Here is a 25782-nt window from a genome sequence, read left to right as displayed (position 1 = left end):
GGGAGTATGAGGGCTGCGCGATGGCCAACGTCATTCAGTTCTTCATGTCCCCCGACGACGAACTCGCCTTCTTCCGCTTCCTGGAGCGCTTCGTCCTGGAGGTGTACCCCTCGCGCGTCCCCCCGGACTGGGAGACCTTCCGCGCGAACATGGAGAACATGGAGCGGCTGCCCCCCGAGGACCTCTACATGGTGGCCTCGGAGCTGGGCGCGGCCATCGTCGACAAGGTGAAGCGCGGCAAGGACAAGGGCTTCTGGCGCATCGACGAGGTGCGCTCGCCCGTCATCTTCATGGAGCGCAGCCGCCTCAACGAGGAGGGGGAGCTGCTCAGCGGGAAGATGTGGGCCGAGCTGGACATCACCGCCCAGACGGGCCGGAAGAACGCGGCCCCCGACAAGTTCCGGCGCCTGTTCCTCGAAATCGAGGAGTACATCAAGAAGTCGCACCGCCGGAGCGACCCCAAGGGCTTCTTCGTGGGCGCCAAGACGGCGCGCCTGTGCAAGGAGGGGCTCGTGCTGCGCGACTCCGCCTTCCGCGGCGGCACCGTCGGCGTGCACAAGTAGGACCGCGTCTCAGAATGCGGCCACGGGCAGGGTGAAGTGGAAGGTGCTCCCCTGCCCCTCCTCGCTCTCCACGAGGAGCGTCCCGCCGTGCGCGGCCACCAGGCTCCATGCGATGCTGAGCCCCAGCCCCGTGCCGCGCCCCGGTGAATGGCTGGCCCGCCAGAAGCGCTCGAAGAGGTGCGGCGTGTCCCCGGCGGGAATCCCCGGTCCGGAGTCCCGCACGCTGATGCGCACCCGCCCCGCCGCCTCCAGCCGCGCCGTCACCGTGATGACGCCGCCCGGGGGGGTGAACTTGATGGCGTTGCTCACCAGGTTCGCGAGCACCTGGCCCAGGCGCTCGCGGTCCGCCAGCACCGACGGCGTCTCGGGCGGCACCTCCACCGTCAGCGTCTGCCCCTTCTCCAGCGCCAGCGGCCGGAGCACCTCCAGGGACTGGCGGAGCAACGCCTCCACCGGCTGAGGTTGGAGCGCGAGCGGAATCGGCATTCCGCGCAGCCGCGCCCGGTCCAACAGGTTGCCGATGAGGCTGCTCATCTGCTGCTCGGCCAGGACGATGTTTTCCAGGTAGCGGCGCCGCCGGTGCTCCTTCTCCGGAGCGGTGCCGGTATTCAGAATCATCTCCGCGTTCATCCGCACCGCGAGGAGCGGCGTCTTGATGTCGTGGGAGACGACGGTGAGCAGCTCATCGCGCCACCGCACGGCATCCTGTGCTTGGAGGAAGAGCGCCTCCGCCCGCTCGCGCAGCCGGACCTCCCGGCGCAGGACGTGCTCCTTCGCCAGGGCCACCGCGAGCAGGTTCGCCACCGCGTCCAGGAGGGCCAATCCCTCATCCTCCAGCCCCACCGCCTCCACGTGGAGCGCGCCGAAGACACCCTCCTTCGACACCAGGGGAAGGGTGACGGCCCCTGGCACCCGCGCGAGCGCCGCGACGTGGGGCCCCGGAGGAACCTCCTGGCCCTGAAGCGACACCCGCTCCTGCCCCGCGAGCCAGGCATACGCGGCGGCGGCGTGCGCCATGACGGACGCCGAGGGCTGCCAGGCCGTGACCACCGGCCGATCCAGAACGAAGGCCCCATGGGCATCCACGCCCTCCAGCAGGAGCGCGGCGCGCACGGGGAGCCAGCCGGACACGCGCTCCATCAACACGGAGAAGCTCCGCGCGACGCTGTCGGTGACACTGAGGAAGTGGCTGACCTCGTGGACATGCGCCAGGTAGCGGCGCGCGGGCTCTCGCTGGCGCCCGCCCTGGCGGTGCCTGCCGCGAGAGAGGGGCGCGGTCTCGTCCGAACTCAGGGGGTCCTTCATCGCGACCGCTCCGGCTCGGCCTCCGTCCGCGACGCCGCGGCGGGGTCCCGTTCACCCAGCAGTGACTCACCCAACGCGGAGGACAACACCTCTCCGGTGAGCGCCCCCAGAATGCACAGCCATTGCTCGACCAGGAACACCAGCGATTCCTCCAGCCGCCCCGGGTCGACTCCCACCGCGACCGGGTCCAGCGCCCCGAAACGCATCCCCTCCGGGCCGACGACGACCGCCGACAGGTGAGGATGCACCTTGGCCGTCTCCTGGAGCACGCGCTCCGAGACGGCCACCAGGGTGACCCCACCCAGCGTCGAATGGCCACGGCCCCACAGGGCATGAAAGGCCCGCGCCGTCAGGTCCAACGATGCCTGGGGGGATGCCGGAACGGGCCATCCCTCGCGCCAGGCGCGCACAGCCTCGTGAGGTGAGAGGTTCTGCTCTGACATGCAGTGGGCCGGGCTGCCGGATGCCGCGAACGAAGCCCCCTTCGATTAACGGAGCCCCCCACGAAAGTCCAATCGTGGGGGAACCGTCTTCCCTGCCCTTCCGGACTCAGGAGCCCAGGACCATCTCGGCGACCTGCCGGAGCTGCGGGGCCTCCGAGAGGAACTTCAGGTCCGGGTGTTTGTCCTCGGCGTGCTGGAGCGCCCAGTCGTCCCGGAAGAGCACCAGCGGCAGGCCGTCCCGGTCCTGCACCGTCTGGCGATTTCCTTCCCAGTCAAACGACTTGGGGTCGAAGTTGGGCCCCACCACCCAGCGCGCGTGGCTGAAGGGGAGCCGGTCCAGGGCGATCTTCGCCCCGTACTCGTGCTCCAACCGGTACTGGAGCACTTCGAACTGGAGCGCGCCGACCACGCCGACGATGGGGTCCTTCATGCCCATCTGGAGCTGCTGGAAGATCTGGACCGTGCCCTCCTCGGAGAGCTGCTCCAGGCCCTTCTCCATCTGCTTGCGGCGGAGCGGGTCGCGGCTGCGGACCACGGCGAAGAACTCCGGGCTGAAGCGGGGCACGCCCTCGAACTCCACGCCCGTGCCCTCCGCCAGCGTGTCGCCGATGCGGTACTGCCCCGGGTCGAACAGGCCGATGACGTCCCCCGGCCACGCGTCCTCGATGGAGGTGCGCTCGGCGGCCATGAACTGGCTCGGCTTGGCCAGACGGACTTCCTTGCCCAGGCGCGAGTGGAAGGCGCTCATGCCCTTCACGTAACGGCCGCTGACCACGCGCATGAACGCGATGCGGTCGCGGTGCGCGGGGTCCATGTTCGCCTGAATCTTGAAGACGAAGCCGGCGAACTTCGGGTTCGTGGGCTCGCGCTCGCCCTGCGTCGTCTGGCGCGACGTGGGCGCGGGGGCCAGGTCCAGGAAGGCGTCCAGGAAGGGGCGCACGCCGAAGTTCGTCATCGCGCTGCCGAAGAACATGGGCGTGAGCTGCCCCGCGTCGCTCTTCTCGCGGGTGAACTCGTCACCGCCGATGTCGAGCAGTTCGATGTCCTCGTGCAGCTTCGCCAGCTCCGTGTCGGTGAGGACCGTCTTGATTTCATCCGAGTCGATGGAGACGGAGCGCTCTGCCACTTCCGACTCGCCGTGCGAGCCCTCGGCGGCGAAGACGTGAACGACGCGGGCCTGCCGGTCGTAGACGCCGCGGAACTCGGGCCCCATGCCAATGGGCCAGTTCATCGGGTAGGAGCGGATGCCGAGCACCTGCTCCAGCTCGTTCATCAACTCCAACGGCTCGCGGCCGTAGCGGTCCAGCTTGTTGACGAAGGTGAAGATGGGGATGCCCCGCAGGCGGCAGACCTTGAAGAGCTTCTTGGTCTGCGGCTCCACGCCTTTGGCGGCGTCGATGAGCATCACCGCCGCGTCCGCCGCGGCCAGGGTGCGGTAGGTGTCCTCGGAGAAGTCCTGGTGACCCGGGGTGTCCAGCAGGTTCACCGCGTGGTCGCGGTAGCTGAACTGGAGGACGGACGAGGTGACGGAGATACCGCGCTCCTTCTCCAGCTCCATCCAGTCGGACGTGGCGTGCCGCCGCGCTTTCTTGGCCTTCACGCTTCCGGCCAGGTGGATGGCGCCGCCGTAGAGCAGCAGCTTCTCGGTGAGGGTCGTCTTGCCCGCGTCGGGGTGGGAGATGATCGCGAAGGTGCGCCGCCGGGCGACCTCCCTGTGGAGCTCGTTCGTCATGACCCGGGGCCAACTATCACGGGCGGTGTTTCCTTGCAGCTTGCAAGCGGCGCTTGCCGCCCGGACCGGGCCCCGTGCAAGGCTGCCGACCCCCACCTACCCCGGGAGCCCCGATGAAGCGCACCCAGCATTCCACTGGAACCCCTTGGGAGCCCCGTGTGGGGTACTCGCGCGCCGTCCGTGTGGGCCCTTTCGTCTCCGTGTCCGGGACGACGGCCACCGACGCCCACGGAAACATCGTTGGAGTCGGAGACGCGTACATCCAGGCGCGGCGAGCCCTCCAGAACATCCAGGCCGCGCTCGAGGCCCTGGGCGCCCGCCTGGAGGACGTGGTGCGCACGCGCATGTACGTCGTGGACATCCAACAGTGGGAGGCGGTGGGCCGCGCGCACGGCGAGGTGTTCGCCCACATCCGCCCCGCCACCTCCATGGTGGAGGTCAGCCGCCTCATTGCCCCCGAAATCCTGGTGGAAATCGAAGCGGACGCCATCGTCCCGGAAGGCGGCTGACGGCGCGCTCCACAGAGCCTCCATACTTCTCCCGCAAGGTGGGTCCCTCAACGCAGCCGAGGGGGTCCCCACACATGTCGAGCCTCAGCAAGTCGTTCAAGAAGGCAGTGAAGAAGGTCAAGAAGACGGCGAAGCAGGCGGGCAACACGGTGGCGAACACCGCCAACCAGGCGGCCGGCGCCGTCACCGGTACGGCGGGCACCGTGAGCAACCAGGTGAGCCGCGAGGCCGAGCAGCTCGCCCGGGAGGTCGACGCGATCACCCGCGACACCGCGAAGCTGGCGGAGCAGGCCTATGCGGAGTCCCTGGCTGCTGGGGAGGCCGCGTGGAACGAGGTGGTGGAGCTGTCCACCCGCTTCCTCACGGACGCGCTGAGCGACGTCGCCGAGGCGCTGGCCGAGGACGTCTACCGCAAGTACCTGCCCCTCATCGAGGACATGGCGGAGACGGGCTACGCGCTGCTGACGAACCCCACCCGCCACCAGGAGGTGGACTTCCTCGTGGGCCAGTCCTCCCAAAAGAAGAAGGACGAGGACACGCGGAAGACAGTCAGCTCGCTGTCTCAGGACGAGTCGGTCCAGCGCACCGGCAACAATGCCCGGAGCAGGGGGCTCGGAACCCTCTCCATTGGCAGCGGCGGCAGCGGGACCTTCGGCGCAGGCGTCGAGGGCAGCGTCGGCGTCGCCTTCGACCACCCGGCGCAGACGCAGCTCCGGGGCTTCTTCGGCATCGGAGGCGTCGCGGGCATCACCCAGGGTGTCTCGATGAACTTCCAGTTTGGCGCGTGGGCCGACATGCCCTCCAAGCTCGCCGGCCCCGTGCTCGCGGTCAGCCTTGGGGCGGGCGCCGGCAAGTTCTGCGGTGGCACCCAGGTCATCTTCAAGATGCCCGTCACCGAGAAGGAATGGACGGCCTTCGCCACGACTGGCAGGCTCGACCTCGCGGGCCTCGTCGTGTGCCTTGGCGCGGAGCTCAGTAACTTCTCCAAAGACGGCGTGAGCGCCACCGTCAGTTGCGGCTACACCTGGGTGTACTGAGCGACAGCGCTGACGCGACGAGACCCACCTGGGGCCCGTGTCCATGAACCCACCTTCGCGCATCCTGGTCGTGGAGGACGATGCCCCCATCGCCGCCGGCATCGTGCGTGGATTGAAGCTCGCGGGCTTCCAGGTCTCGCTCGCCACGGACGGAGTGCTCGCGCTCGAAATGGCCGAGCGCGAGCGCCCTGACCTCGTCGTGCTGGACCTCAACCTGCCCGGGCAGGACGGCTTCGAGTTACTGGAGGCCTGGCGCTTCCGGCTCCGCGTCCCCGTCATCGTCCTCACCGCGAGACAGGAACTGGAGGCCCGGCTGCGCTCCTTTGGACTGGGGGCGGTGGACTACCTCCCCAAGCCCTTCTGGATGGAGGAGCTGGTCGCTCGCATCCGCGCCCGGCTCCTCCTCCAGGAAGAGCGCCCGCGGCGCGTGCTGCGCTGGGATGATGTGAGCCTGGACCTCGATGCCCGCGAGGCGAGCCGCGAAGGCGCCGGCGCCCTGCCCTTCACGCGCCACGAGTTCGACGTGCTCGCCTATCTCGCGGAGCGCCCGGGGCGGGCCCTGACACGCGCGCAGATTGCCCAGCACGCGCTGCCGCCCAGCGAGGAGCGCGATGACCGGACCGTGGACTCGCACATCGCACGCATCCGAAAGAAGCTGGGGCCGGCGGGCACGCGCATCCAGACGTCCTGGGGGATTGGCTACCGGTTCGTCCCCGACGAGGAGCCCCGGTGAGGCTGCGCAACCGTCTGGCCCAACGCATCCTCGTGGCCTCCGCGCTCCTGGGCCTGTTGGGGACGCTGGGGGCCTCCGTCCTCGCGATTGTCCTGGGCGTGGATGCCGCGCTGACGCATGGCATCCGGATGTCCGCAGCCCTGGTGCTCGCGCCCCAGCCCTCGGAGTGCCGGACGACGCCGGGATGGCACTTCCGGAGTCCGGACGGGGTGGAGGTGCGGGCCTTCGACCTTGCCCAGGTGGGGCCGGGCACGCCTGATACAGGGCCCGACCCCGAGCTGATGGCACGGCTCGCGCGAGGCGAACGTGAGCCCTCCCGTTTCTACCTCCCGCTCTTCCATCCGGACTCCGCATGGGCGGGGGCCTCGCTGCTGAAGCTCGCGGAGGCCGGCCCCTGCAGTCTCCTGGAGTTCCGCTGGCCGCCCATGCACGAGCGCGCCACGGTGGGCGTCTGGGTCCTCGTGTCCGCCGTCCTCTTCACGATGCTCGCGGCGACGCTGTCCACCTTCGTCGTCGTCCATCCCCTCCTCCAACGCCTCCGCCGGCTTCATCGGGCGGCGGGGATGCTCGGGGCGACACGGTACCGCTCCGCGGCGGATGGCCAGGACGATGAGCTGGGCGAGCTGTCACGGGTGCTCGACACCACCCATGCCCGTGTCCAGGAGGACGCGACCCACATCGAGGCCCAGAAGTCCGCGCTGGAGCGACACCTCGCGGACGTCGCACATGACTTGAAGACGCCCATCGCTTCGCTCCAGTTGTCGCTGGAGCTGGCCTCGACGACGCCCACCGAGCCGGCCGCCGCGCTCCTCCGCCAGGGCCTCGAGGACACCGTCTACCTCACGTCGCTGGTGGACAACCTCCACCTCGCTTGCCAGCTCGGAGAGGGCGTCGACCCGACGGCGGGAGACCCACGCGTGGAGTTGGGGCAGACGATGGAGCGCGTGGTGCGCAGGCTCCAACGGCTCGCGCGACTGCTGGGGCTGACCGTGGAGTGCTCTCGACCCGACGAGGCGCTCTGGGTGCGCTGCAATCCCACGATGCTGGAGCAGGCCCTGGGCAACCTGCTCCACAACGCGGTCACCCACGGCGAGGAAGGTGGCCACGTCGTCGCCGTGCTCGAGGACGCAGAACCCGGGCGCTTCCGGCTCACCGTGCTCGATGACGGCCCAGGACTCACGGCGGAGGAGCTCGGACGCATGGGCGAACGCGGGTTCCGCACACAGGCCACGCGGCGGCGGGCGACCCGGGGCAGCGGACTGGGCCTCTCCATCGTCCGTGAGCTGTGCCACCGCGTCGGCTTCTCGCTCGCCTTCGCGCCCAACTCGCCGCGCGGCTTGAGGGTCGTCATCGAAGGACCTCGCGCCTCCGAGGACGCGCCCCGCTGAGCGCCGCTGCCTGGAGGGCAGGCGAACGCCCCGTCGGCTGCCCACCGAGCGCATGGCCGCGCGGGGTGGCCGCCCCTCCGCGCCCGTCCCACCTTCAAGGCAGCCATGGGCGTTGCCTGGAAGGACAACATCGACATCGCCGACGCGCTGGAGCGTGTCGCGGACCTGCTGGAAGAGCAGGACGCGATGCCCTTCCGGGTCGGCGCCTACCGGAAGGCCGCGGACACCGTCGCGCAGTGGCCCCAATCCGTGGCCGAGCTGCTCGCCGAGGAAGGCGAAGCCGGGCTGAAGAAGCTCCCCGGCGTGGGCAAGAGCATCGCGGCGGCGATGGCGGAGCTGATTCGCACCGGGCAACTGTCCCTGCTCCAGCGGCTGGAGTCGGAGCACTCCCCCGAGCAGCTCCTGGCCAGCGTGCCAGGCATTGGCGCCGAGCTGGCCCGGCGCATCCATGACGAGCTGGGCATCCGCTCCCTGGAGGAGCTGGAGCAGGCGGCGCACGACGGGCGGCTGGAGCGCGTGGAGGGCTTTGGCCCGCGCCGAGGCGAGCAGGTGCGCGAGCTGCTCGGCGCGCGCCTCGGCAGGGAGCGACGAGGCGCGGCGCGACGCGACGAGGGCCGGGATGAAGGCCCTCGGCCCGACGTGGGCGTGGTGCTCCAAGTGGACGAGGAGTACCGCCGGCGCGCGGCCGCGGGCGAGCTGCGACGGATTGCCCCTCGCCGCTTCAACCCCTCTGGCGAGGCGTGGCTGCCCGTGCTCCGCCGCAAGCTGGAGGACTGGAACTTCCGCGCCCTCTTCTCCAACACGGCACTGGCCCACCAGCAGGGCGCCACCCATGACTGGGTGGTCCTCTACTACGACCAGGAAGACGACGAGGGTCAGTGCACCGTCGTCACCGCGCACGGCGGACCGCTCGACGGGCGGCGCGTGGTGCGGGGCCGCGAGGTGGAGTGCCTGGCGTACTACGGCGTGGAGTCCGAAGAGGTCGAAGCCCCGCAGCCAGGCGCCTGAACACCACCGCGTCAGTCGTGCACGGAGATGTAATGGATGAGCGCGGCGTAGAACTCGGGCTCGTCGAAGAGGTCCGGGCCCACGCCCACCACGTCCAGGTGGTCCTGCGGCACCACGCTGGACATGGACGTGCTCTGGAGGCGTGAAGGCGCGTTGAGGTCGGTGAGCGCCGGAATGGACGTGTCCTCCAGCACTGAATCAAAGCCGAAGAGGGCGTCGTGGTAGCGCAACCGGCGGCCCATCTGCTGCGAGTTGATGCCCACCACGCCGTCGTCATCCGCCTCGTTGCGGACGCCGTCGCCGCAGCCCGCCGCGCCGTCGTTGTCGCCGTCTCCCACGCAGTAGCCATTGCCGTCGATGTCGAAGAGAAACTCCTTCAACAGATACAGCGCGGGATTCACGTTCACCCCGTGCTGCGCGGTGATGAGGGACACATACCGCTCCGCGTAGTTACTGCTCACGGGGTACTTCTCGTTGAAGACCTTCATCCCCGTGACGACGCCATCCGTGGCGGAGTAGTCGTTGTAGACGAGCTGCTTCGCCGCCGCGTAGGCGTCATTCCCCGGTTCATAGACGGAGTTTCCGTAGTAGCGCGCCAGCGCCGCGATGACGCTGGTGACGCCGGGCTTCTGGTCCAGGATGTATTTGGCCACCGGCGAGCCCCGGTGCGGCGACGCGATACTCGCCAGCACCACCACGGAGGTGACACCTCGCCGCTCGCGCAGCACCCGCGCCGCCTTCCGCGCGTCGATGCCGCCCTGCGAATGGCCAATGATGCTCACCTTCGACACACCCGCCGTCGCCATGAACCCCTCGATGTCGTCCGCCAGGTCCAGCCCGCGCACCTCCGAGGACTGGAAGGCCGCCACCTGCGCGACGAAGGCGCGCTGCCCCGGGTCGAGGTCGCTGTTGCAGTTCACCTCGAAGCGCGTCGCGCAGGCCTTGCCCACGAACATGCCGAAGTCATTTCCCCAATAGTCATAGCCGAGCAGGTCATCGAACCCGCCCATGCCATGCGCGAACACCACGGGGTGTTGCGTCTTCGCCGCCCCCGCCCAGGCCCCCGCCGGGAGCAATCCCAGCACGCCCGCGAACAGCCCCGCCACGACCCCTGATTGAATCCACTTCATGTGATGCGTCCCCCCAAGCAACCCAGGTGGCGAATTCGAGCAGCGGGCGCTCGTGGGCCGTCATCAGAAAGCGGACCGCCATCACGTAGACGACAACCGGACCTTCACGCTGTTTCACACAGCGCATCCGAAACCCCGCCCCGGTGACAGAAGCCCCCGGGGCGGGACGCACGCTCAAGGCGCGGGCGAATACAACCCAGAGGCAGACAACGTGCCGCTGGTGCCCAAACCTCCCGACACGAGCACCCGGCCCGAGCCGTTCAACGTCACCACCCCCGCGCTCGTGAGCGCCGCGGGCAACGTGCCAGCGCTGAACCACTGGCCGCTCGCGACATCGAACACCTCGGCGGAGGCCAGCAGCCCCACGTTGCCACCGCCGTCACCGCCCAGCACCAACACCCGGCCGGAGGGCAGCAACGTGGACAGCGGCCCGTAACGCGCGTGCTGCATGGAGGCCACGGAGGTCCAGGTCCCCGTCGCCGGGTCATAGATTTCAGCGGTCGCGAGCGCGCCCCGCGCCCCCCAGCCTCCGGACACCAGCACCTTGCCCGACGGCAGCGCCACCGCGGAGTGCCCGTAGCGCGTCCCGGACAGCGAGCCCGTGGACGTCCACTGTCCCGTGGACAGGCTGTAGACCTCCGCCGTGGCCGTGTCCCCCTCCGGCGTGTTGCCGCCCACGACCAGCACCTTGCCCGACGGAAGCGATGTGGCCGTGTGGTACTGGCGGCGGCGGCTCATGGGGTTCGCCGTCGTCCACGTCCCCGTGGCCGCGTCATACAGCTCCGCCGTGGCGAGCATGCCGGAGAAGCTGGAGCTCATCCGGCCCCCCGCCACCAGCACCTGGCCGTTGGGCATCAGCGTCGCCGTGTGGCGCGCACGCGGGCCCGCCATCGGCCCCGTCGTGCTCCAGCTCCCCGTGGCCGCGTCGTACAGCTCCGCCGTGGTGAGGTAGCCGGACGAGTGACTCTGTCCTCCCGCCGCCAGCACCTTGCCGTTGGGCAGCACCGTCGCCGTGTGGAGATACCGCTCGTTCTGCATCGCGCCCGTCGGCCGCCAGGTGCCCGTGGCCTCCGAGTAGAGCTCCGAGGCCGCGAGGGCCGTGCTGCCATTGGCGGAGCCTCCCGCGGCCAGCACCTCTCCGGCGGGCAGCACCGTCAACGAATGCTGATAACGCGAGGACGCCATGGACGCCGTCGCGCGCCACGGCAGCGAAGGCGGCACGTAGCGCTCCGACGTGGCGGTGCGCAGGACACCGTCCGGACTGCCCCCCGCGACCAACACCTCGCCCGAGCCCAACAGCGCGGCGATATGGCCCAGCCGGCTGGTGCCCATCGTGAAGGTGTTGGACCACAGCGCGTTGACGGGGTCGTACAGCGCCGCGCTCCGGAGGTAGGGCTCACCGCCATCCGTCCCACCGGTGATGAGCACCTCGCCCGAATGAAGCAGCGTCGCGGAGTGATGCGCGCGGTCGGCGGGCATCAGGTTTCCAGCAGAGACCCAGACGCCCGACGCCGCGTCATACAGCTCCGAGCTTCGCGTCGCGGAGATGTCATCCACCAGGCCGCCCGCCACCAGCACCTTGCCGGTCAGCAGCGTCGTCGCGGAGTGTCCCGCGCGCGGCGCGGCCATGGGCGCGGCGGGCGTCCACAGGCCGGTGGCGGGGTCATACACCTCCGCCGTCCGCAGCACGGAGCCCCAGGCGCTGGAGCGACCTCCCGTCACCAGGACCTTGCCGTTGGGCAGCAGCGCCGCCGCGTGTCCCATGCGCTGGGTGACCATGCTGTGAGCAGGCGTCCAACTGCCCGTCTCCGCGTTGTACAGACGCGCCGTGCGCAGCGCGGAGCCCGTCCCATCCTCGCCGCCCAACACCAGCACCTGGCCATTGAGGAGCAACGTGGCCGTGTGCCCCGAGCGCAACGAGTCCAGGCTCCCCGTCGCGGACCAGGTCCCCGTGGCGACGTCATACAGCTCGGCGGTACCCGTGGTCGCGGCGGCGAAATCACCGCCCACCACCAACACCTTTCCGTTGGGCAGCAACGTCGCGGTGTGACGGCGGCGCATGACGGACATCTGCCCCGCGCCCAGCCACCGCGAGGTGGCCACGTCGTACTGCTCGGCGCTCGTGGACGACTGGCCACCGGCGACCAGCACCCGGCCGTTGGGGAGCACCGTGGCCGTATGGTCCAGTCGCTGCGTGGACATGTTGGGCGTGCTCACCCAACCGGTGGAGGCGAGCCCGTGCGCATGGGCCGGTGCTTCATTCAGCGCGTCTGCAAAATCCTCGTGTGAGCATCCTACGAACACGAGCGTCATCCAGAGCGCGGCCTTTCGGCCGAGCCCGCGAAGTTCAAACATGCGTGGGGGTCCTTTTTGTTACGGGGGGATGCGCGACCAGGGCGCGCCCGGCGCCTTTATCCCAGCCATGCCCACGCGGACCATCTCACCACTCAAAAGTGAACACATAAAATACATGGGGCGGTGGGCACCCACCTGTGCGGGCTGAAACCCAGAGGGTGCCGCGAGACCTGTTTCGCGATGCGTCGACGTGGCATATCCGCGTCACGGTCCCCGGTATTCGTGGTCACGTTTTGGAGAACTTCGTAATGCACCGCATCCACCGCCCACTGGTCGCCGCGCTGTTCGCATCCAGTCTGGCGACAGCCCTTCCCGCCACCGCTTTCGAGCTGCCGCACGCGGGCGGAACCCTGAGCGTCCCCGCCACCCCGACCCGCCTCGCCGTCTATGACCTGGGCGCGCTGGACACGCTGAACGCGCTCGGTCTCCGCGCCGTGGCCGTGCCGAAGTCCACCTTCCCCGCCACGCTGGCGGCCTACAACAGCAATGGCGTGACGCAGGCGGGCAGCCTGTTCGAGCCCGATGCCAAGGTCCTGGCGGAGGTGAAGCCGGACTTGATTGTCGTGGGTGGCCGTTCGCGCAACCAGGTGGACGCCTTGAGCGCCATCGCGCCGACGGTGAACCTGAGCGTCCGCGCCGACCACTTCGTGGAAGACGTGAAAACCCAGACACGGGCGCTGGGCACGGCCTTCGGCAAGCAGCAGGCCGCCGAGAAGCTGATTAAGAATTTCGAGAAAGAAACGAAGAATCTGAAATCACTTACACAGGGCAAGACGGCGGTGATGCTGTTCGCCATGAATGGCAACGTCATGGTCCACGCACCCGGAGACCGCTTCGGATATCTCCACGAGCTCGCGGGCTTCAAGGCGGTGGTGCCACCTTCGGAGGGCGGCGAGGACGGCCCGCGCCCCAAGCCCGGCACGCCCGAGGCGAAGGCGCGGCAGGAGGCCGCCGCCGCGCTGCTTCAGAAGGCGGTGGCCGCCGACCCGGACTGGTGGGTGGTGCTGGACCGGGGCGCGGCGACGGGCGGGGGTGAGAACAAGGCCCTGGAGACGCTGGCCCAGCACCCGCTGCTCAGCCAAACGCGGGCCGTCAAGGAAGGCCGCGTGGCCGTGGTGGACGCGCCGAGCTGGTACGTGGTGGGCGGCGGCATCGCGAACGTGACGCGAATCGTCCAGGACTTGGCGCGCACCGTGAAGAAGTAGGGCCCCAGGGCGCCGCTCCCCAGCCGGCCGTGAGTCCCGGCCCTGGGGAGCACCGTTCCGGGTGCGGCGTGGGGCCGCGTCAGCTACTCGCGGACGTGTAGCGGCTGATGGAGCGCAGCCACACCTGACGCGAGCCCCAGGCGAAGAGGCCCGCGCCCACCACCGCGCCCACCAGGGCCTGGGGCGGCAGCCGGCCCAGCATGGCCTCGGCGGGGAACGTCGTCATCAGCGACAGCGGAATGACATACGTGAACACCAGCATGAGCACGCCGCGCCCCACGCCCTGGAACACGTTGGACGGCCACCGCGCGAAGTCGAAAATGGACGAGAACAGGTACGTCAGATTGTCCACCCGCACGACGAAGAACGCCGCGCTCACCGTCAGAATCCACAGTGAGTAGAGCAGCAGCGTGCTCGTCCCCAGCAGCAGCACGGACGCCAGCAGCCCCGGCACCGACGGCCACCGCCCCATCGACGAGAAGGCGTAGATGAACAGGCCCACGCCCGTCAGCACGTTGAAGGCGCGCCAGGGCTGGAAGCGCTGCGTGGACACCAGGAACTGCGCGTCCGCGGGCTTGAGCAGCACGAAGTCCAGCGTGCCCTTGCGGATGTGCTCCACCACGCCCGTCAGGCTCGGGTTGATGGCGCCCTCCAGGATGCCCTGGAGCAGCGTGAACCAGCCCACCACCAGCAGCGCCTCATGGAAGCTCCAGCCCTCCAGGTTGGGGCGCTCGCCGTAGACGACGAACAGCGGGGCCAGGGCCGTGAAGGTCCAGAAGAGCGACGTCACCCCTTCGGTGAAGAAGTCCGCCCGGTACTGGAGCGACAGCAGCCCCGACGCCTTGAGTTGAATGCCCAGCAGCTTCAAATAGCGCTTCAACATCCGCTCAGCCCCCGAACGCCGCGAAGCGTTTCACGCCCTGCTTCCACGCCACGCCCGCCACCACCGCCAGCCCCGCCACCCAGGCCCACTGCGCCATCAGCAGCCGCACCGCCGCATCCCAGCCATGCGCGCCCGTCAGCATCTCCACCGGCAGGCCAATCTGGTAACGGAAGGGCAGCCAGTCGATGAGCGTGCGCAGCGTGGGCGGCAACAGCTCCACCGGGTACATGTAGCCGGAGCACACGAAGAAGAGCACCAGCCACACCTCCAGGACGCGCTCGCTGCTCTCCAGGAAGAAGCACAGCGCGCCAATGGCCACGTTGGCCAGGAAGGCGATGGCCCACCCGCCCACCAGGGACAGCACGAAGAAGCCCCACTGCCACGCGTGCTGGGGCACCGCCTTCGCGCCCACCAGCGCCACGCTCAGCAGAATCACCGGCACCGCGACCACCAGCCGCAGCGGGAAGTTGGCGACGCTGTCCAGGCCGTAGGCCCACAGCGGCGAGATGGGGCGGAGCAGGCGCATGGCCAGCGTGCCCTGCTTCACCTCCCAGTTGATGAGCCACGCCGCCCACGAGGTGGCGAGCTGCCGGATGGCGAAGGTGGCCAGGAAGTAGCCGACGAAGTCCGCCTCGCTGAAGCGGCCCACTGGCGCCTCGCGCGCCACCGCCATCCACAACACCATGTTGACCAGCGGCATGGTGGTGGACAGCACCCAGATGAGCATCTCCGCGCGGTAGGCCACCGCCTCCGCGAACCCCACGCGCAAGAGCGTGGGCAAGGCGCGCAGGGTCGTCCGGGCGCTCATGCGGACACCGGCTCCGACGCTTCCGCGCGGCGCGCCTTGGACTCCGCGAACAGCTCGCTCATCACCTCTTCCAGCGGCGCGTTCTCCACCGTGAGGTCCATCACCGGCAGCGTGGACAGCGCGCGGGTGATGGTGGCGTTGACCGCCTCCTGCTGCACCTGGAGCACCGCGCGGCCGGGCTCGTGCGTCACCACGCGCCCCAGCGGGTCCAGGCGCGCGGCGTCCACCTGCTCGGACAGCCGCAGCACCACGCGCTTCTCCGGCCGCACCCGCTGCACCAGCGCGTCCAGCCCGCCGTCGTAGGACAAGAGCCCCTTGTCGATGACGATGACGCGGGGGCACAGCGCCGCCACGTCGTCCATGTAGTGGCTGGTGAGGATGAGCGTGGCGCCGTACTTCTCGTTGTACTCCTTGATGAAGGTCCGCATGGTGGCCTGCATGGCCACGTCCAGGCCGATGGTGGGCTCGTCCAGGAAGAGCACCCGCGGCTGGTGGATGAGCGCCGCGGCCAGCTCGCACTTCATGCGCTCGCCCAGCGAAAGCTGGCGGGTCGGCTTGCCGATGAGGTCCCCGATTTCCAGGAGCTCAATCAGGTCCGACATCGTCTTCTTGTACTGGGCCTGGGGCACGTCGTAGATGGCGCGGTTGAGCTCGAACGTCTCCGCCGGAGGCAGGTCCCACAGGAGCTGCTGTTTCTGCCCCATGACGAGCATGATTTTCTTGAGGAAGGCCTCCTCCCGCTTCTGGGGGACGTGGCCGTCCACCGACACCTCGCCCTCGGAGGGGTGCAGCAGGCCGGAGAGGACCTTGAGCGTCGTCGTCTTCCCGGCCCCGTTGGGTCCCAGGAAGCCCACCCGTTCGCCGGGGCGGATGTCGAAGGAAATCCCGTCCACGGCCTTCACCGTGGTGTAGCTACGGTGGACGAGCGAGCGAAGGGCCGCCTTCAACCCTGGCGGGCGCTTGTGGACTTTGTAGTGCTTGCGAAGGCCGCGAACGGAAATCATGTGCGACAAGGGTTTAACGCGGTCTCCCCTACATGGCGACATCGCCGTTGACGCCTTGGCGCGACGACAATGGGTTGGACATGGCCGCGACGCGTCGCGGCCCCACAGGTGAAGGCAAGGCCGGATGAGCAACGCATACAGCAAGGACCTGGAGCGATGGATGCCGAGGCTCATCGCCGTCTGGCGCGCGTCACGCGGCCGGGGCGGCGCCGCGGGCCCGGAGACGCGCCTGACGCCCCAGGAGGTGAAGGAGGTGGCCGCCGGTGTCCGCCAGCTCTCCCTGGGCCTCACGCGTGAACGGCAGCTCGCCGGGGCGCGGTACATGGACGACCCGAAGCTCCTGGGCGCCTACCTCCTCTTCTACTGGCCGGTGTCCTACGCGCAGGCCCGGCAGGTGCTCGGTGAGCTGCCGAGCCGCCCCCGGCAGGTGCTGGATCTGGGCAGCGGTCCGGGCCCGGTGGCCTTCGCTGCGCTGGACGCGGGCGGGGGTGAGGTCACCGCCGCGGACCGCAGCAAGCCCGCCCTCACCCTGGCCCGCAGCCTGGCCGCCGAGGCCGGCGAGGCCCTGGCCACCCGCGACTGGGACCCGACGAAGAAGGGCGCCGCGCTGCCGGAGGGCCAGTTCGACCTGATTACGATGGGCCACGTCGTCAACGAGCTGTACGGCACCGGCGAGCAGGCCACGGCGCCTCGCGCGGCGCTGCTGGAGACGATTCTGGCGAAGGTGAAGCGCGGCGGCAGCCTGCTCGTGATGGAGCCGGCGCTGCGCGAGACGAGCCGCGGCCTGCTCCACGTGCGCGACGCCATGGTGGCCAAGGGCTACGCCGTCCGCGCGCCGTGCATGTACCGCGGCCCCTGCCCCGCCCTGGTGAAGGAGACGGACTGGTGCCACGCCGAACGCGCCTGGCCCATGCCGCGCGTGGTGGAGGAGCTGGCGCGCGCGGCGAGCCTGCACAAGGAGTCGCTCAAGATGAGCTACCTGGTGCTGGCACCGCAGGGCGAGGACTGGCCCGCCCTCACGCCGGGGCGCCTGTTCCGCATCGTCTCCGAGCCCCTGGAGGGCAAGGGACGGCACCGCTACATCGGCTGCGGCCCCGAGGGGCGCGTGGGCCTGGCGATGCAGGAGCGCCACCGCAACGAGCGCAATGAGCGCTTCCTCAAGCTGAACCGGGGCGACGTCATCTCGGTGACGGAGACCGAGCCCAAGGGCGACGGACTCGCGCTCGACGAGCGCACCGAGGTGCGGGTGGTGGCCGCCGCGGGCAAGGGCGTGCCCCCGCCGCCGAAGGAGGACGCGCCATCAGGCCCGGGAACCGGCCCAAGCCCGGGCGCGCCCTCCTGAGTGATGCACCCGGCCCCTGACGCCTCGGGGCCGGCCTCCCCACCAGCGGGTCAGTTCCGCAGGTGGGAGTAGCTTCCCGTCAGGACGTCACACATGTGGCGGAAGGCCTTCACGCTGTCCTTCATCGCGCCCACGGAGCCCTGGACGAGGACCGTGGCCTGCACACGCATCAGACGCAGCCGGCGCGGCGCGGGCGCCTGGGGACGAGCGGACTGGGGGCGGATGAGCGAAGCGATGTTCATGGCGTGCTCCTGGGGGTGTGGGAGACAGCCTGAGTGTCCACCGTGCCGGAGAACTCCGCGTTGCGGCGCGGTGAACTCGCCGTCACATCGTCCGTGTCCTGCCTGACAGACTGTGCGGCGGGCAGGGAGGCCGTCTCACATTCCAAGCCCCACTGCCACCTGCGGGCAACGGGCGCTGGCAGGCGGGCCTGCTAGGGTCCACAGCCCTCTTCGTTACGGAAGGCCTGCCCCGTGTCCGTTCCCCACCGGCCCCTGCGTTCCCTCTACCCACCCCTGGAGCCCTACCGTGCGGGGCGACTGCCCGTCACCGGGGGCCATGAGCTGTACTTCGAGGAGAGTGGCAATCCGGGGGGCAAACCGGTGCTCTTCATCCACGGCGGTCCCGGCGGCGGGACGGACCCGCGCCAGCGCCGCTTCTTCGACCCCACGGCGTACCGCATCATCCTCTTCGACCAGCGCGGCTGCGGGCGAAGCACGCCCCATGCGGGCCTGGAGCAGAACACCACCTGGGATTTGGTGGCCGACATGGAGCGGCTGCGCGAACACCTGGGCATCGCGCGGTGGCAGCTCTTCGGCGGCTCCTGGGGCAGCACGCTCGCGCTGGCGTATTCACAAGCGCACCCCGAGCGCGTCACGGAGCTGGTGCTGCGGGGCATCTTCCTCCTGCGCAAACAGGAGATTGATTGGTTCTACCAGCGCGGCGCCAGCGCACTCTTCCCGGACGCCTGGGAGTACTACCTGGAGCCGATTCCCCCCGAGGAACGGGGCGACCTGCTGGGCGCGTACCACCGCCGGCTGATGGGCGCGGACGTGAGGGCGCAGCAGGAGGCCGCGCGCGCGTGGAGCGTGTGGGAGGGCCGCACGAGCTGCCTGTACCCCAGCGCGGAGCTGGTGGCGCGCAACAGCGGGGATGCCTTCGCGCTCGCCTTCGCCCGCATCGAATGCCACTACTTCGTCAACCGGGGCTTCCTGCGCAACGACACGCAACTGCTCGACGACGTGCCCCGCATCCGGCACATCCCCACCGTCATCGTCCAGGGGCGTTATGACGTGGTGTGCCCGCCCGAGAGCGCCTGGGCCCTGCACAAGGCCTGGCCCGAGGCGCAGTTCGTCCTGGTCCCCGACGCGGGCCACTCCGCCAACGAGCCGGGCAACACCTCCGCGCTGGTGGAGGCCACGGACCGCTTCCGCGGCCACTGAGTCCACGTCAGGTATTCCAACGTGCCGGGCACCCCTCCGCGCGGGCGGAGGCTGCCGACCGCATCCGGGGCCACCGCGCCCCCCCATCAGGGGCTCGCCGCCGCGTCGCGCCGGGCCTCGTCACGGCGGAAGTACAGGATGATGCCCAGGCTCAGCAGCGCGCCCAGCGTCACCATGCCCTCCCCCGCCAGCGCGCCGGCCCGCTGCCCCAACGCGCCTTCCACCTGCTTGCCCACCACCACCGTCATCGCGTTGAAGACGCAGTGGGTGCCCACCGCGAGCCAGTACCAGCGCACCTGGCCGCGGATGAACCGCTGGAGCACCACCACCGACAGCGCGATGTGCACCGCCATGGCGCCCAGCCGCTCGTAGGCGCCCAGCAGCGGCATCCACCACGCCGTTTGAGCGATGGTGGCCTTGGCCTCGGTGACTTGCGCCACCTGCTCCGGCTTCAGTGGCAGGGTGGACGGGTCCATCCCCGACAGCACGATGACGTTGACGAGCCCCAGCGCCGCCAGCCCGCCCACCAGCAGCGCGGACTCCAGCCCGCCGTGGCCCGCGCCGAAGCCCACCGCGTCGCGCCAGCGCCGGAAGTCCTTCAAGGGCTTGTGGAAGACCCACAGGCGCGCCGTCTCCTCGAAGAGGCCCGCCGTGAGGGACAGCACCACCACCCACGTCCACATGAACGTCGGGGACGCCTTGAGCGCGTCACGCAGGAAGTACTGCGCCACCTGCACCAGCGGCACCCGGGTGAGCAGTTGCGACACCGCGAAGGCCGCCGCGCCCCAGCCCACCACCTTCCACGACGCCCCCAACCGCCGGCGGACCCAGAGCACCACCGCCACCGGCATCAACACATCGAAGGCGATGGTCACCGCGTAGCTGGCGACCAGCTTCCAGTCCAAGCTTGATTCCACGTGGCCCCTCCCGTTGCTGTCCGCGCGCGCCCCGGAGGACATCAGCGAAGGGACCTCCAAGGCCAGGGCAAAGTGTGGTGCCCTGGCCGCGGCTCACGGCGCCTTCGGGCTCAGGGCCTCGGCCAGCTCCGCGTACAGGTGGATGGCGCTGCGAATGGACTTCTCCCAGTCACCCAGGTGGAGGCTCTCGTTCTCCGAATGGGCATACGTGTACGGGTCCTCCACGCCGATGAGCAGCGCGGGCACGCCGCCCAGCTCCTTGGCGAAGGGCTCCACGAAGGGAATGGACGCGCCGCAGCCCATGGCCACCGCTTTCGTCCCGTAGCCCTTCTCCAGCGCGCGGAAGGCCGCCTGGAACGCGGGGTGCGACGGGTCCGTGTACCACCAGCCGGACGCGCCCTCCGTTTCGAAGTGCAGCTCCAGGCCCCAGGGGCACGCCTTGCGCAGGTGCGCCTTCAGCCGCTGCTCCACGTCACGCGCGTCCAGGTCCGGGACGATGCGGATGCCCACCCGCGCCCACGCCGAATCACAGATGATGTTGCGCGCGTCCTTCTTGCTGCTGGCCTGGATGGCGTTGATGGCGATGCTCGGCTGACGCCAGTTCATCTCCCACGGGTGCGTGCCATTGCCCAGCACCTGCACGCCCGGCAGCAGGCCCGCCTGCGCGCGGAAGTGCGCCTCGTCTCCCGGCAACGACTGGATGCTCTGGCGCTCCCCGTCCGTCAGCGGCTTCACGCGCTCGCGGATGCCTTCAATCGCGATGGAGCCGTCCGCGTGCGTCAGCGTGGCCAGCATGCGGCACAGCGCCATGGCCGGGTCCGGCACCGGCCCGCCCCACATGCCCGAGTGCACCGCCTGCCGCAACGCGCGCACCTCCACGTCCACCGTCACCAGGCCGCGCAGCGCGGTGGTGATGGAAGGCAGCCCGGTGTCGAAGTTGGACGTGTCCGTGAGGACGATGGCGTCCGCCTTCAGCAGCGCCGCGTGCTTCTGGAGGAAGTCGCCCAGGAAGTTGCTGCCAATCTCCTCCTCGCCCTCGATGATGACCTTCACGTTGAGCGGGAGCTGCCCCGCCCCCTTCAGCCACGCCTCCACCGCGGAGGTGTGGACGACGATGCCCGCCTTGTCGTCCGCCGAGCCGCGCCCGTACAGCCGCCCGTCCCGCTCCACCGGCTCGAAGGGAGGGCTCTTCCACGCGGCCGCGTCTCCCGCGGGCTGCACGTCATGATGCGCGTACAGCAGCAGCGTGGGCTTGCCCGGCGCCTTGAGCACCTCGCCGTAGACGTAGGGATGCGTGCCCTCGATTTCGAGTAGCTGAACGTTTTCAAAACCACGGTCTTTCAACAGGCGTGCGGTGGCTTCCGCGCTGCGTCGTACCTGCGTCGCATCGAAGCCAGGAAATGAGACACTGGGAATTCGGACGAGCGACTTGAGGTCCTCGAGGTACGTCTGCTTCCGCGACTCGAAGTGTGAGAGAGCGTGGTCGGTGGACATGCTCACCCCTTAACCCAAAAAGGCGGGCAGGCGCCCCATGTCCCCGCGCGGATGTTGCGCGGTCCAAGTATCATCTCCAACCATGTCCGACACCCCGACCCTGCTGCTCGTCGATGACGACAGTTTCGTGCGCCGTATCCTCAAGGACGTCATCGCCGACACGGGCATCGAGCTGCGTCTGCTCGAGGCCGCGGACGGCGAGGAAGGACTGGCGGTCGCCGCGCGCGAGAAGCCGGCGGTGATGTTCCTCGACTTGTTCATGCCGAAGAAGAGCGGCCTGGAGGTGTTGGGCGCCATCAAGACGGTGTCGCCCACCACGCGGGTGTTGGTCATCAGCAGCATGGATGCGGAGCCCGTCGTGGAGCAGGCCATGGCGGCAGGCGCCGTGGGCTTCGTGGGCAAGCCCTTCCATCCGCTTGAGATCGCCTCGGCCGTGCGCCAGGCGTTGGCTCACTGACCCCGAGGTGTCTGCGTGTCGTCTCCTGTTGTCGGTTACTGGGTAGCGGACAATCTCGGGCGTGTGCTGGGGCCCCTGGCGCTCCAAGCCCTCCGGGAGTTGATTGCCTCCGGACGCTTGAAGGCCGCGGTGCGCGCCTCGCGGGACGGAACCCATTGGGTGACGCTCCCGGAGCTGCCCGAGCTGAGCGACTTGCTCGCCAGCGCGCGGCCCTCGCCCTCCGTGGAGCTGCAGCAGGCGGAGCGGCTGCGCGCGCAGATGCGCGCCATGCAGAACCTGCCCGTCCACGAGGTGTTCGGCCTCAAGCCCACCTCCAACCTGGACGAGCTGCGCCTGGCCTACTTCCGCATGGCCAAGCGCTTCACGCCGGACCACATCGCGCCGGAGACCCATCCGGAGTTGAAGAAGGTGTCGGCGGAGATTTTCGACTTCCTGTCGCGACGCATGCGGGAAGCGGAGGCCTCGTGGGCCCAGGCGACGCAGCCCCCACGGCCGCCTCCGCCGGTCATGCACGCCGTGCCGCATGCACAGCCGCCCGCGCCGCCCCGGCCGCCGCCGGTGGTGCAGGCCTCGCCCGCCGCCGCGGCGCGCGCGCCGGTGATGGCCGCCGCGCCTGCGCCGGTGATGACCGCCGCCCCCGCGCCGCGCCCCGTGCAGGCCGCGCCAGTGATGGCCCGGGCCCCCATCGCGCCCACGCCCGCACCGCCGCCCCCGGCACCCTCTGTCCGCCGGGCGGCGGCCGCGCCCACCTACTCCAGCGCCGAGTTCGTCGGACTCGAGCGCCGCTCGGACGACCGCATCCACGCGGACGTGAAGGTGACGCTGCAGAACGCGGGCATCTTCACCGACCACCGCATCATCAACCTGTCCTCTGGCGGACTCTTCATCGCCACGGACAAGCCGCTGCGGCTGGGGACGCAGGTGGAGCTGACCCTGCGCTTCGACGACCCCCTGCGGGTCATCACGCTCCGCAGCGCCGTCATCTGGGAAAACTCACTGGAAGACGGAAAGAACCCGCGCGGCTACGGGTTGCGTCTGAGCCACCTTCGCCCGGAGGAGAAGGAGTTCGTGCAGAAGTATCTGGCTCGCGCGAAGGAGAAGAAGAAGTAGTCCCCAGCGCCGCTCAGAGCATCTGCCCCAGGAAGACGGCCCCCGTCAGCACGAAGGCCGCCATCACGGCCATGACAGCCTTCAACTCCAGGTCATCGCGGTCCATCAGGTTCATGAAGTTCATTGTCGTGCCCTCCGAGTGTTGCCCCTCGCCCCTCCATACGGGGTGCGGGAAAACCCATTGCGTCCGCCGCACCTGACACCGCGGAAGTTCGCTTGCGGATGGCGAAGCGGCCCCAGAGGATGACCGCCGTGTCCACCGACTACCGGCTGCTCGAAACACTGCCCATCCCCACCGCTGTCCTCCGCGGCGAGCAGGTGTTGCGGGTCAACGCGGCGCTCGCCTCCTTGCTGGGTGTCCCCTGCGCGGAGCTGCTGGCCGCCACCGTCTCCGAGAACATCCGCCGCTTCGTGCCCGAGGAGCGCGACCGGGTGTCGGCGATGTACGAGGCCGTCGCGCGAGGCGAGCCGCTGCCCGATGGCCCCTTGTGGATGCGCATCCACCGGGCGGATGGAACACAGCGAACCCTGTCGATGCGCTACGCCCCCGGCGCCCACCCGGAGGAGCGGGTGGTGGTGCTGATGGACGCGGACGCGGAGGACTCCGTGCGGCGCCTCACCGAGGCGCTGGTGGCCGCCGCGTCGACGATGTTGCGCTGCCGTGACGAGCGGTCGGTGCTGGAGACGGCGGTGGACGCCGTGTTCCGCCAGGGCTTCGCGGTGTCCGTCATGCACCTGGACGGCGACACGTTCGGACACGGGCCCATGCGCCAGCATCCCTTCAGCGAGGCCGAGGCCGAGCAGATGTACGGCATGCCCCTGCGGGACGTGCGGATTCCAGGCGCCGCCATGCCGCACTTCCTGGAGGTGCTCGAGCGGCGCAAGGCGGCCTTCCACCACGACATGCTCGGCGTGGCCCGTTACATCCAGACGACGCCCGACGCGGTGGGCACCTTCCGCCGCCTCCACCCTCCCGACAGCCGGGGCCTGGACGCGCCCATCCTCGTGGAGGGTCATCCCTACGGCGTGCTCTCGGTGCAGGGCCCCGCGCTCACCCCGGCGGGCGCCAGCACCCTGGAGCTGTTCGCGCAGTTGGTGGGCGGCGCGCTGGAGAACGTGCGCCACCACGAGACATCCGCGGTGCGGCTGGAGGAGGTCTCCCGGCTCCAGGACGAGCTGGTCGCGCGCGAGCGGCTGGAGGTGCTGGGCGAGGCCGCGGGCGTGGTGGCCCACGAGGTCCGCAACCCGCTGGGCGCCATCCTCAACGCGGTGGCGGTGCTCCGCCGCGAGGCCCACCTGGGCCCCACGGGGCAGGCCGCGGTGGGCATGTTGGAGGAGGAGGCCATCCGGCTGGAGGACATCGTCCGGGACCTGCTGGACGTGGTGCGCCCGCTGGAGCCGCGCCCCCGTCCGCTCCAGTTGGGCGAGCTGGTGCGGCGCGCGCTGGGGCAGATGCACGGCCCGCCGGACGCGCCCACGCTGCGCTTCAGCGTGGACGAGGCCGCGGAGACGCCGTCACTCGAAGGGGATGAGACGCTGTTGCAGCTCGCGGTGACGCACCTGGTGCGCAACGCGGTGCAGGCGTCGCCCGCGGGCGGCAAGGTGCGCATGACGGTGGAGCCTGCGAACGGCGGCGTGCGCCTGGTGGTGGAGGACGAAGGCCCCGGCATCCCCGACGTGGACCCGCAGCGCGTCTTCCAGCCCTTCTTCCTGACGCGCGCCAATGGCCGGGGCCTGGGGCTCGCCATCGTCCGGCGCGTGGTGCTGGCCCACGAAGGCAGCGTGCGCGCCAGCAGCCGGCCGCGTGGCGGCGCCCGCTTCGAGCTGTGGCTGCCGCTGGTGCCTAACCGTATGTCTCTCGCTTGATGCGCTTGTCCTCGATGCCGAGCGCGTGGAGATGGCCCAGCACCGTCTCGATGAAGCGCGGCGTGGAGGGCGTGCGCGTCTCCAGCGCCTTGCGCCGGTCCCACGGCGTGATTGCGGGGCCGCACGCGTACACCAGGCACGTGTCACGGTCCTGAATCAGCTCCTCCAACAGCGCCTGGCCCACGCGGCCCTTGCGCACGTTGTGCCCGTAGCGTGCGTCATCCGTCTCCCGCGTCAGCGTGTGCACCACGCGGACGCGGTCCGGGTGCTGGCGCTCCAGCGCGGCCAGCTCCTCGCCGTAGAGGACGTCGCCCCACGTCTTGTTGGAGAAGACGAAGGTGTGACGCGGCTTCAGGCCCCGGTGGAGCGCGTCCTTGAGGATGGCGAAGTTGGGCACCGCGCCCGAGCCCGCCACCAGGTGGACGATGTGGCCGGTGCGCTCCTCCACGTCGTCGGGGAGCACGAAGGGCCCCATGAAGGCCATCACCTTCATGCGCGCGCCGGTGAGCCGGCCGTGCACGAGGTAGGGCGACAGCAGGGGCGGATAGCGGGTGAGGCCGGGGATGAACTCCTCGTCCTTCACGGTGATGGCCACCAGCGGCTCGTGCGGCGCGGAGGCGAGCGAGTAGGAGCGCTGCGGCTCCTTTCGCCCCTTCTGCTCCTGGAGATAGGACGACAGGCGCGCCAGGGCTGGGAACTGGTGCGGGTCGATGTTGAGGAACTGCCCGGCCTTGTAGTCCAGCGGCACGCCGCCGAAATCGAGGAAGAGCGTCGCCGTGTCATGCGTGTCCATGCGCACGTGGTCGACGGTGACCTCGTACTCCACTGGCTTTTTCGCGCGGGACGCGCGGGCTTCGACCGAACTCATGCGTCTCCCATAGCCCAAGCCGTGGCCGCGCGCAGACGGCAATGCATGACTACCCCGCCCCCCGGTCCGAAATGAGCGTTGGCTGTACGACGGCCTGTCTGGCAGCCAGGGCGGCGGACGGTGTAGGTGCTGACGGACGACCTCCTTCGGAACTACATCTGAAGGTGGAACGTTGAGGGCCTG

24 protein-coding genes are annotated in these 25782 nt (G+C 69.8%); 12 read left to right on the top strand and 12 right to left on the bottom strand.

Going from position 1 to position 25782, the window contains the following annotated elements; translation table 11 throughout:
- Positions 1–20: 20 nt before the first annotated feature.
- Positions 21–563 (top strand): hypothetical protein, encoded by a 543-nt coding sequence (locus A176_RS04410; RefSeq protein ID WP_002635821.1) that lies wholly within the window; start codon positions 21–23, stop codon positions 561–563.
- 9 nt (positions 564–572) lie between these two features.
- Here A176_RS04410 and A176_RS40850 read toward each other — a convergent pair whose 3' ends face one another.
- The 3 genes from A176_RS40850 to A176_RS04395 all read right to left on the bottom strand — a co-directional run bounded on the left by A176_RS40850 (position 573) and on the right by A176_RS04395 (position 4043).
- Positions 573–1868 (bottom strand): sensor histidine kinase, encoded by a 1296-nt coding sequence (locus A176_RS40850; RefSeq protein WP_002635822.1) that lies wholly within the window; start codon positions 1866–1868, stop codon positions 573–575.
- Entirely contained in the window at positions 1865–2311 is a 447-nt protein-coding gene (locus tag A176_RS04400; protein WP_044889704.1) for a hypothetical protein, read from the bottom strand. The genes A176_RS40850 and A176_RS04400 overlap by 4 nt, the downstream gene beginning before the upstream one ends.
- Before the next feature lie 106 nt (positions 2312–2417).
- On the bottom strand, positions 2418–4043 hold the full coding sequence (locus tag A176_RS04395; protein ID WP_002635824.1) for a peptide chain release factor 3: 1626 nt from the start codon (positions 4041–4043) through the stop codon (positions 2418–2420).
- 113 nt (positions 4044–4156) lie between these two features.
- Between A176_RS04395 and A176_RS04390 the strand changes: the two genes are divergently transcribed.
- The 5 genes from A176_RS04390 to A176_RS04370 all read left to right on the top strand — a co-directional run bounded on the left by A176_RS04390 (position 4157) and on the right by A176_RS04370 (position 8718).
- The gene (locus A176_RS04390; protein WP_044889705.1) at positions 4157–4552 is read left to right on the top strand and encodes a RidA family protein; all 396 of its coding nucleotides are present in this window, start codon (positions 4157–4159) and stop codon (positions 4550–4552) included.
- Positions 4553–4626: 74 nt separating this feature from the next.
- Positions 4627–5589, top strand: coding sequence for a hypothetical protein (locus A176_RS04385; protein ID WP_002635827.1), 963 nt, complete (start codon positions 4627–4629; stop codon positions 5587–5589).
- A 43-nt stretch (positions 5590–5632) separates the two neighbouring features.
- On the top strand, positions 5633–6322 hold the full coding sequence (locus A176_RS04380; RefSeq protein WP_044889706.1) for a response regulator transcription factor: 690 nt from the start codon (positions 5633–5635) through the stop codon (positions 6320–6322).
- Positions 6319–7710, top strand: coding sequence for a sensor histidine kinase (locus A176_RS04375; RefSeq protein WP_002635829.1), 1392 nt, complete (start codon positions 6319–6321; stop codon positions 7708–7710). Before A176_RS04380 ends, A176_RS04375 begins: the two co-directional genes overlap by 4 nt.
- Before the next feature lie 105 nt (positions 7711–7815).
- Positions 7816–8718 (top strand): helix-hairpin-helix domain-containing protein, encoded by a 903-nt coding sequence (locus A176_RS04370; protein ID WP_002635830.1) that lies wholly within the window; start codon positions 7816–7818, stop codon positions 8716–8718.
- 11 nt (positions 8719–8729) lie between these two features.
- Here the strand turns inward: A176_RS04370 and A176_RS04365 are convergent, their stop codons facing one another.
- Positions 8730–9848, bottom strand: a complete 1119-nt coding sequence (locus A176_RS04365; RefSeq protein WP_002635831.1) for an esterase/lipase family protein — start codon at positions 9846–9848, stop codon at positions 8730–8732.
- 174 nt (positions 9849–10022) lie between these two features.
- Complete coding sequence (locus tag A176_RS04360; protein ID WP_002635832.1) at positions 10023–12203, bottom strand: Kelch repeat-containing protein; 2181 nt, start codon at positions 12201–12203, stop codon at positions 10023–10025.
- A 248-nt stretch (positions 12204–12451) separates the two neighbouring features.
- Between A176_RS04360 and A176_RS04355 the strand changes: the two genes are divergently transcribed.
- Positions 12452–13408, top strand: coding sequence for a siderophore ABC transporter substrate-binding protein (locus A176_RS04355; RefSeq protein ID WP_002635833.1), 957 nt, complete (start codon positions 12452–12454; stop codon positions 13406–13408).
- 79 nt (positions 13409–13487) lie between these two features.
- On the opposite strand, the gene A176_RS04350 is transcribed toward A176_RS04355, so the two are convergent.
- The 3 genes from A176_RS04350 to A176_RS04340 are packed head-to-tail and all read right to left on the bottom strand — an operon-like array spanning position 13488 to position 16103.
- Entirely contained in the window at positions 13488–14291 is an 804-nt protein-coding gene (locus A176_RS04350) for an ABC transporter permease (protein ID WP_002635834.1), read from the bottom strand.
- Between the two features lie 4 nt (positions 14292–14295).
- Positions 14296–15099: an ABC transporter permease gene (locus tag A176_RS04345; protein WP_002635835.1), complete on the bottom strand. Its 804-nt coding sequence runs from the start codon at positions 15097–15099 to the stop codon at positions 14296–14298.
- Positions 15096–16103: an ABC transporter ATP-binding protein gene (locus A176_RS04340; protein ID WP_044889707.1), complete on the bottom strand. Its 1008-nt coding sequence runs from the start codon at positions 16101–16103 to the stop codon at positions 15096–15098. Before A176_RS04340 ends, A176_RS04345 begins: the two co-directional genes overlap by 4 nt.
- Positions 16104–16227: 124 nt before the next feature.
- Here A176_RS04340 and A176_RS04335 point away from each other — a divergent pair, with 124 nt between their 5' ends.
- On the top strand, positions 16228–17445 hold the full coding sequence (locus A176_RS04335) for a small ribosomal subunit Rsm22 family protein (RefSeq protein ID WP_002635837.1): 1218 nt from the start codon (positions 16228–16230) through the stop codon (positions 17443–17445).
- Positions 17446–17495: 50 nt separating this feature from the next.
- Here A176_RS04335 and A176_RS04330 read toward each other — a convergent pair whose 3' ends face one another.
- Entirely contained in the window at positions 17496–17687 is a 192-nt protein-coding gene (locus A176_RS04330) for a hypothetical protein (RefSeq protein WP_002635838.1), read from the bottom strand.
- Positions 17688–17918: 231 nt separating this feature from the next.
- On the opposite strand from A176_RS04330, the gene pip reads away from it, so the two are divergent.
- Complete coding sequence (gene pip, locus A176_RS04325) at positions 17919–18887, top strand: prolyl aminopeptidase (RefSeq protein ID WP_002635839.1); 969 nt, start codon at positions 17919–17921, stop codon at positions 18885–18887.
- An 86-nt stretch (positions 18888–18973) separates the two neighbouring features.
- Here pip and A176_RS04320 read toward each other — a convergent pair whose 3' ends face one another.
- Both A176_RS04320 and A176_RS04315 read right to left on the bottom strand, forming a co-directional pair.
- Complete coding sequence (locus A176_RS04320; protein WP_002635840.1) at positions 18974–19804, bottom strand: YhfC family intramembrane metalloprotease; 831 nt, start codon at positions 19802–19804, stop codon at positions 18974–18976.
- A 93-nt stretch (positions 19805–19897) separates the two neighbouring features.
- Positions 19898–21298 (bottom strand): M20/M25/M40 family metallo-hydrolase, encoded by a 1401-nt coding sequence (locus A176_RS04315; RefSeq protein ID WP_044889793.1) that lies wholly within the window; start codon positions 21296–21298, stop codon positions 19898–19900.
- 82 nt (positions 21299–21380) lie between these two features.
- Here A176_RS04315 and A176_RS04310 point away from each other — a divergent pair, with 82 nt between their 5' ends.
- The 3 genes from A176_RS04310 to A176_RS04300 all read left to right on the top strand — a co-directional run bounded on the left by A176_RS04310 (position 21381) and on the right by A176_RS04300 (position 24731).
- Positions 21381–21755, top strand: coding sequence for a response regulator (locus tag A176_RS04310; protein WP_002635842.1), 375 nt, complete (start codon positions 21381–21383; stop codon positions 21753–21755).
- A gap of 15 nt (positions 21756–21770) precedes the next feature.
- Positions 21771–22865, top strand: a complete 1095-nt coding sequence (locus A176_RS04305; RefSeq protein ID WP_226994192.1) for a TIGR02266 family protein — start codon at positions 21771–21773, stop codon at positions 22863–22865.
- A 243-nt stretch (positions 22866–23108) separates the two neighbouring features.
- Positions 23109–24731: an ATP-binding protein gene (locus A176_RS04300; protein WP_193409851.1), complete on the top strand. Its 1623-nt coding sequence runs from the start codon at positions 23109–23111 to the stop codon at positions 24729–24731.
- On the opposite strand, the gene A176_RS04295 is transcribed toward A176_RS04300, so the two are convergent.
- Complete coding sequence (locus A176_RS04295) at positions 24709–25599, bottom strand: ferredoxin reductase domain-containing protein (RefSeq protein WP_002635846.1); 891 nt, start codon at positions 25597–25599, stop codon at positions 24709–24711. The genes A176_RS04300 and A176_RS04295 overlap by 23 nt on opposite strands.
- Positions 25600–25782: the final 183 nt, after the last annotated feature.

Origin of the sequence: Myxococcus hansupus (genome assembly GCF_000280925.3) — a bacterium.
Lineage (GTDB): Bacteria > Myxococcota > Myxococcia > Myxococcales > Myxococcaceae > Myxococcus > Myxococcus hansupus.
The sequence above is the reverse complement of the archived record's forward strand: the minus strand, read 5'-3'. Positions and strand labels throughout refer to the sequence as shown.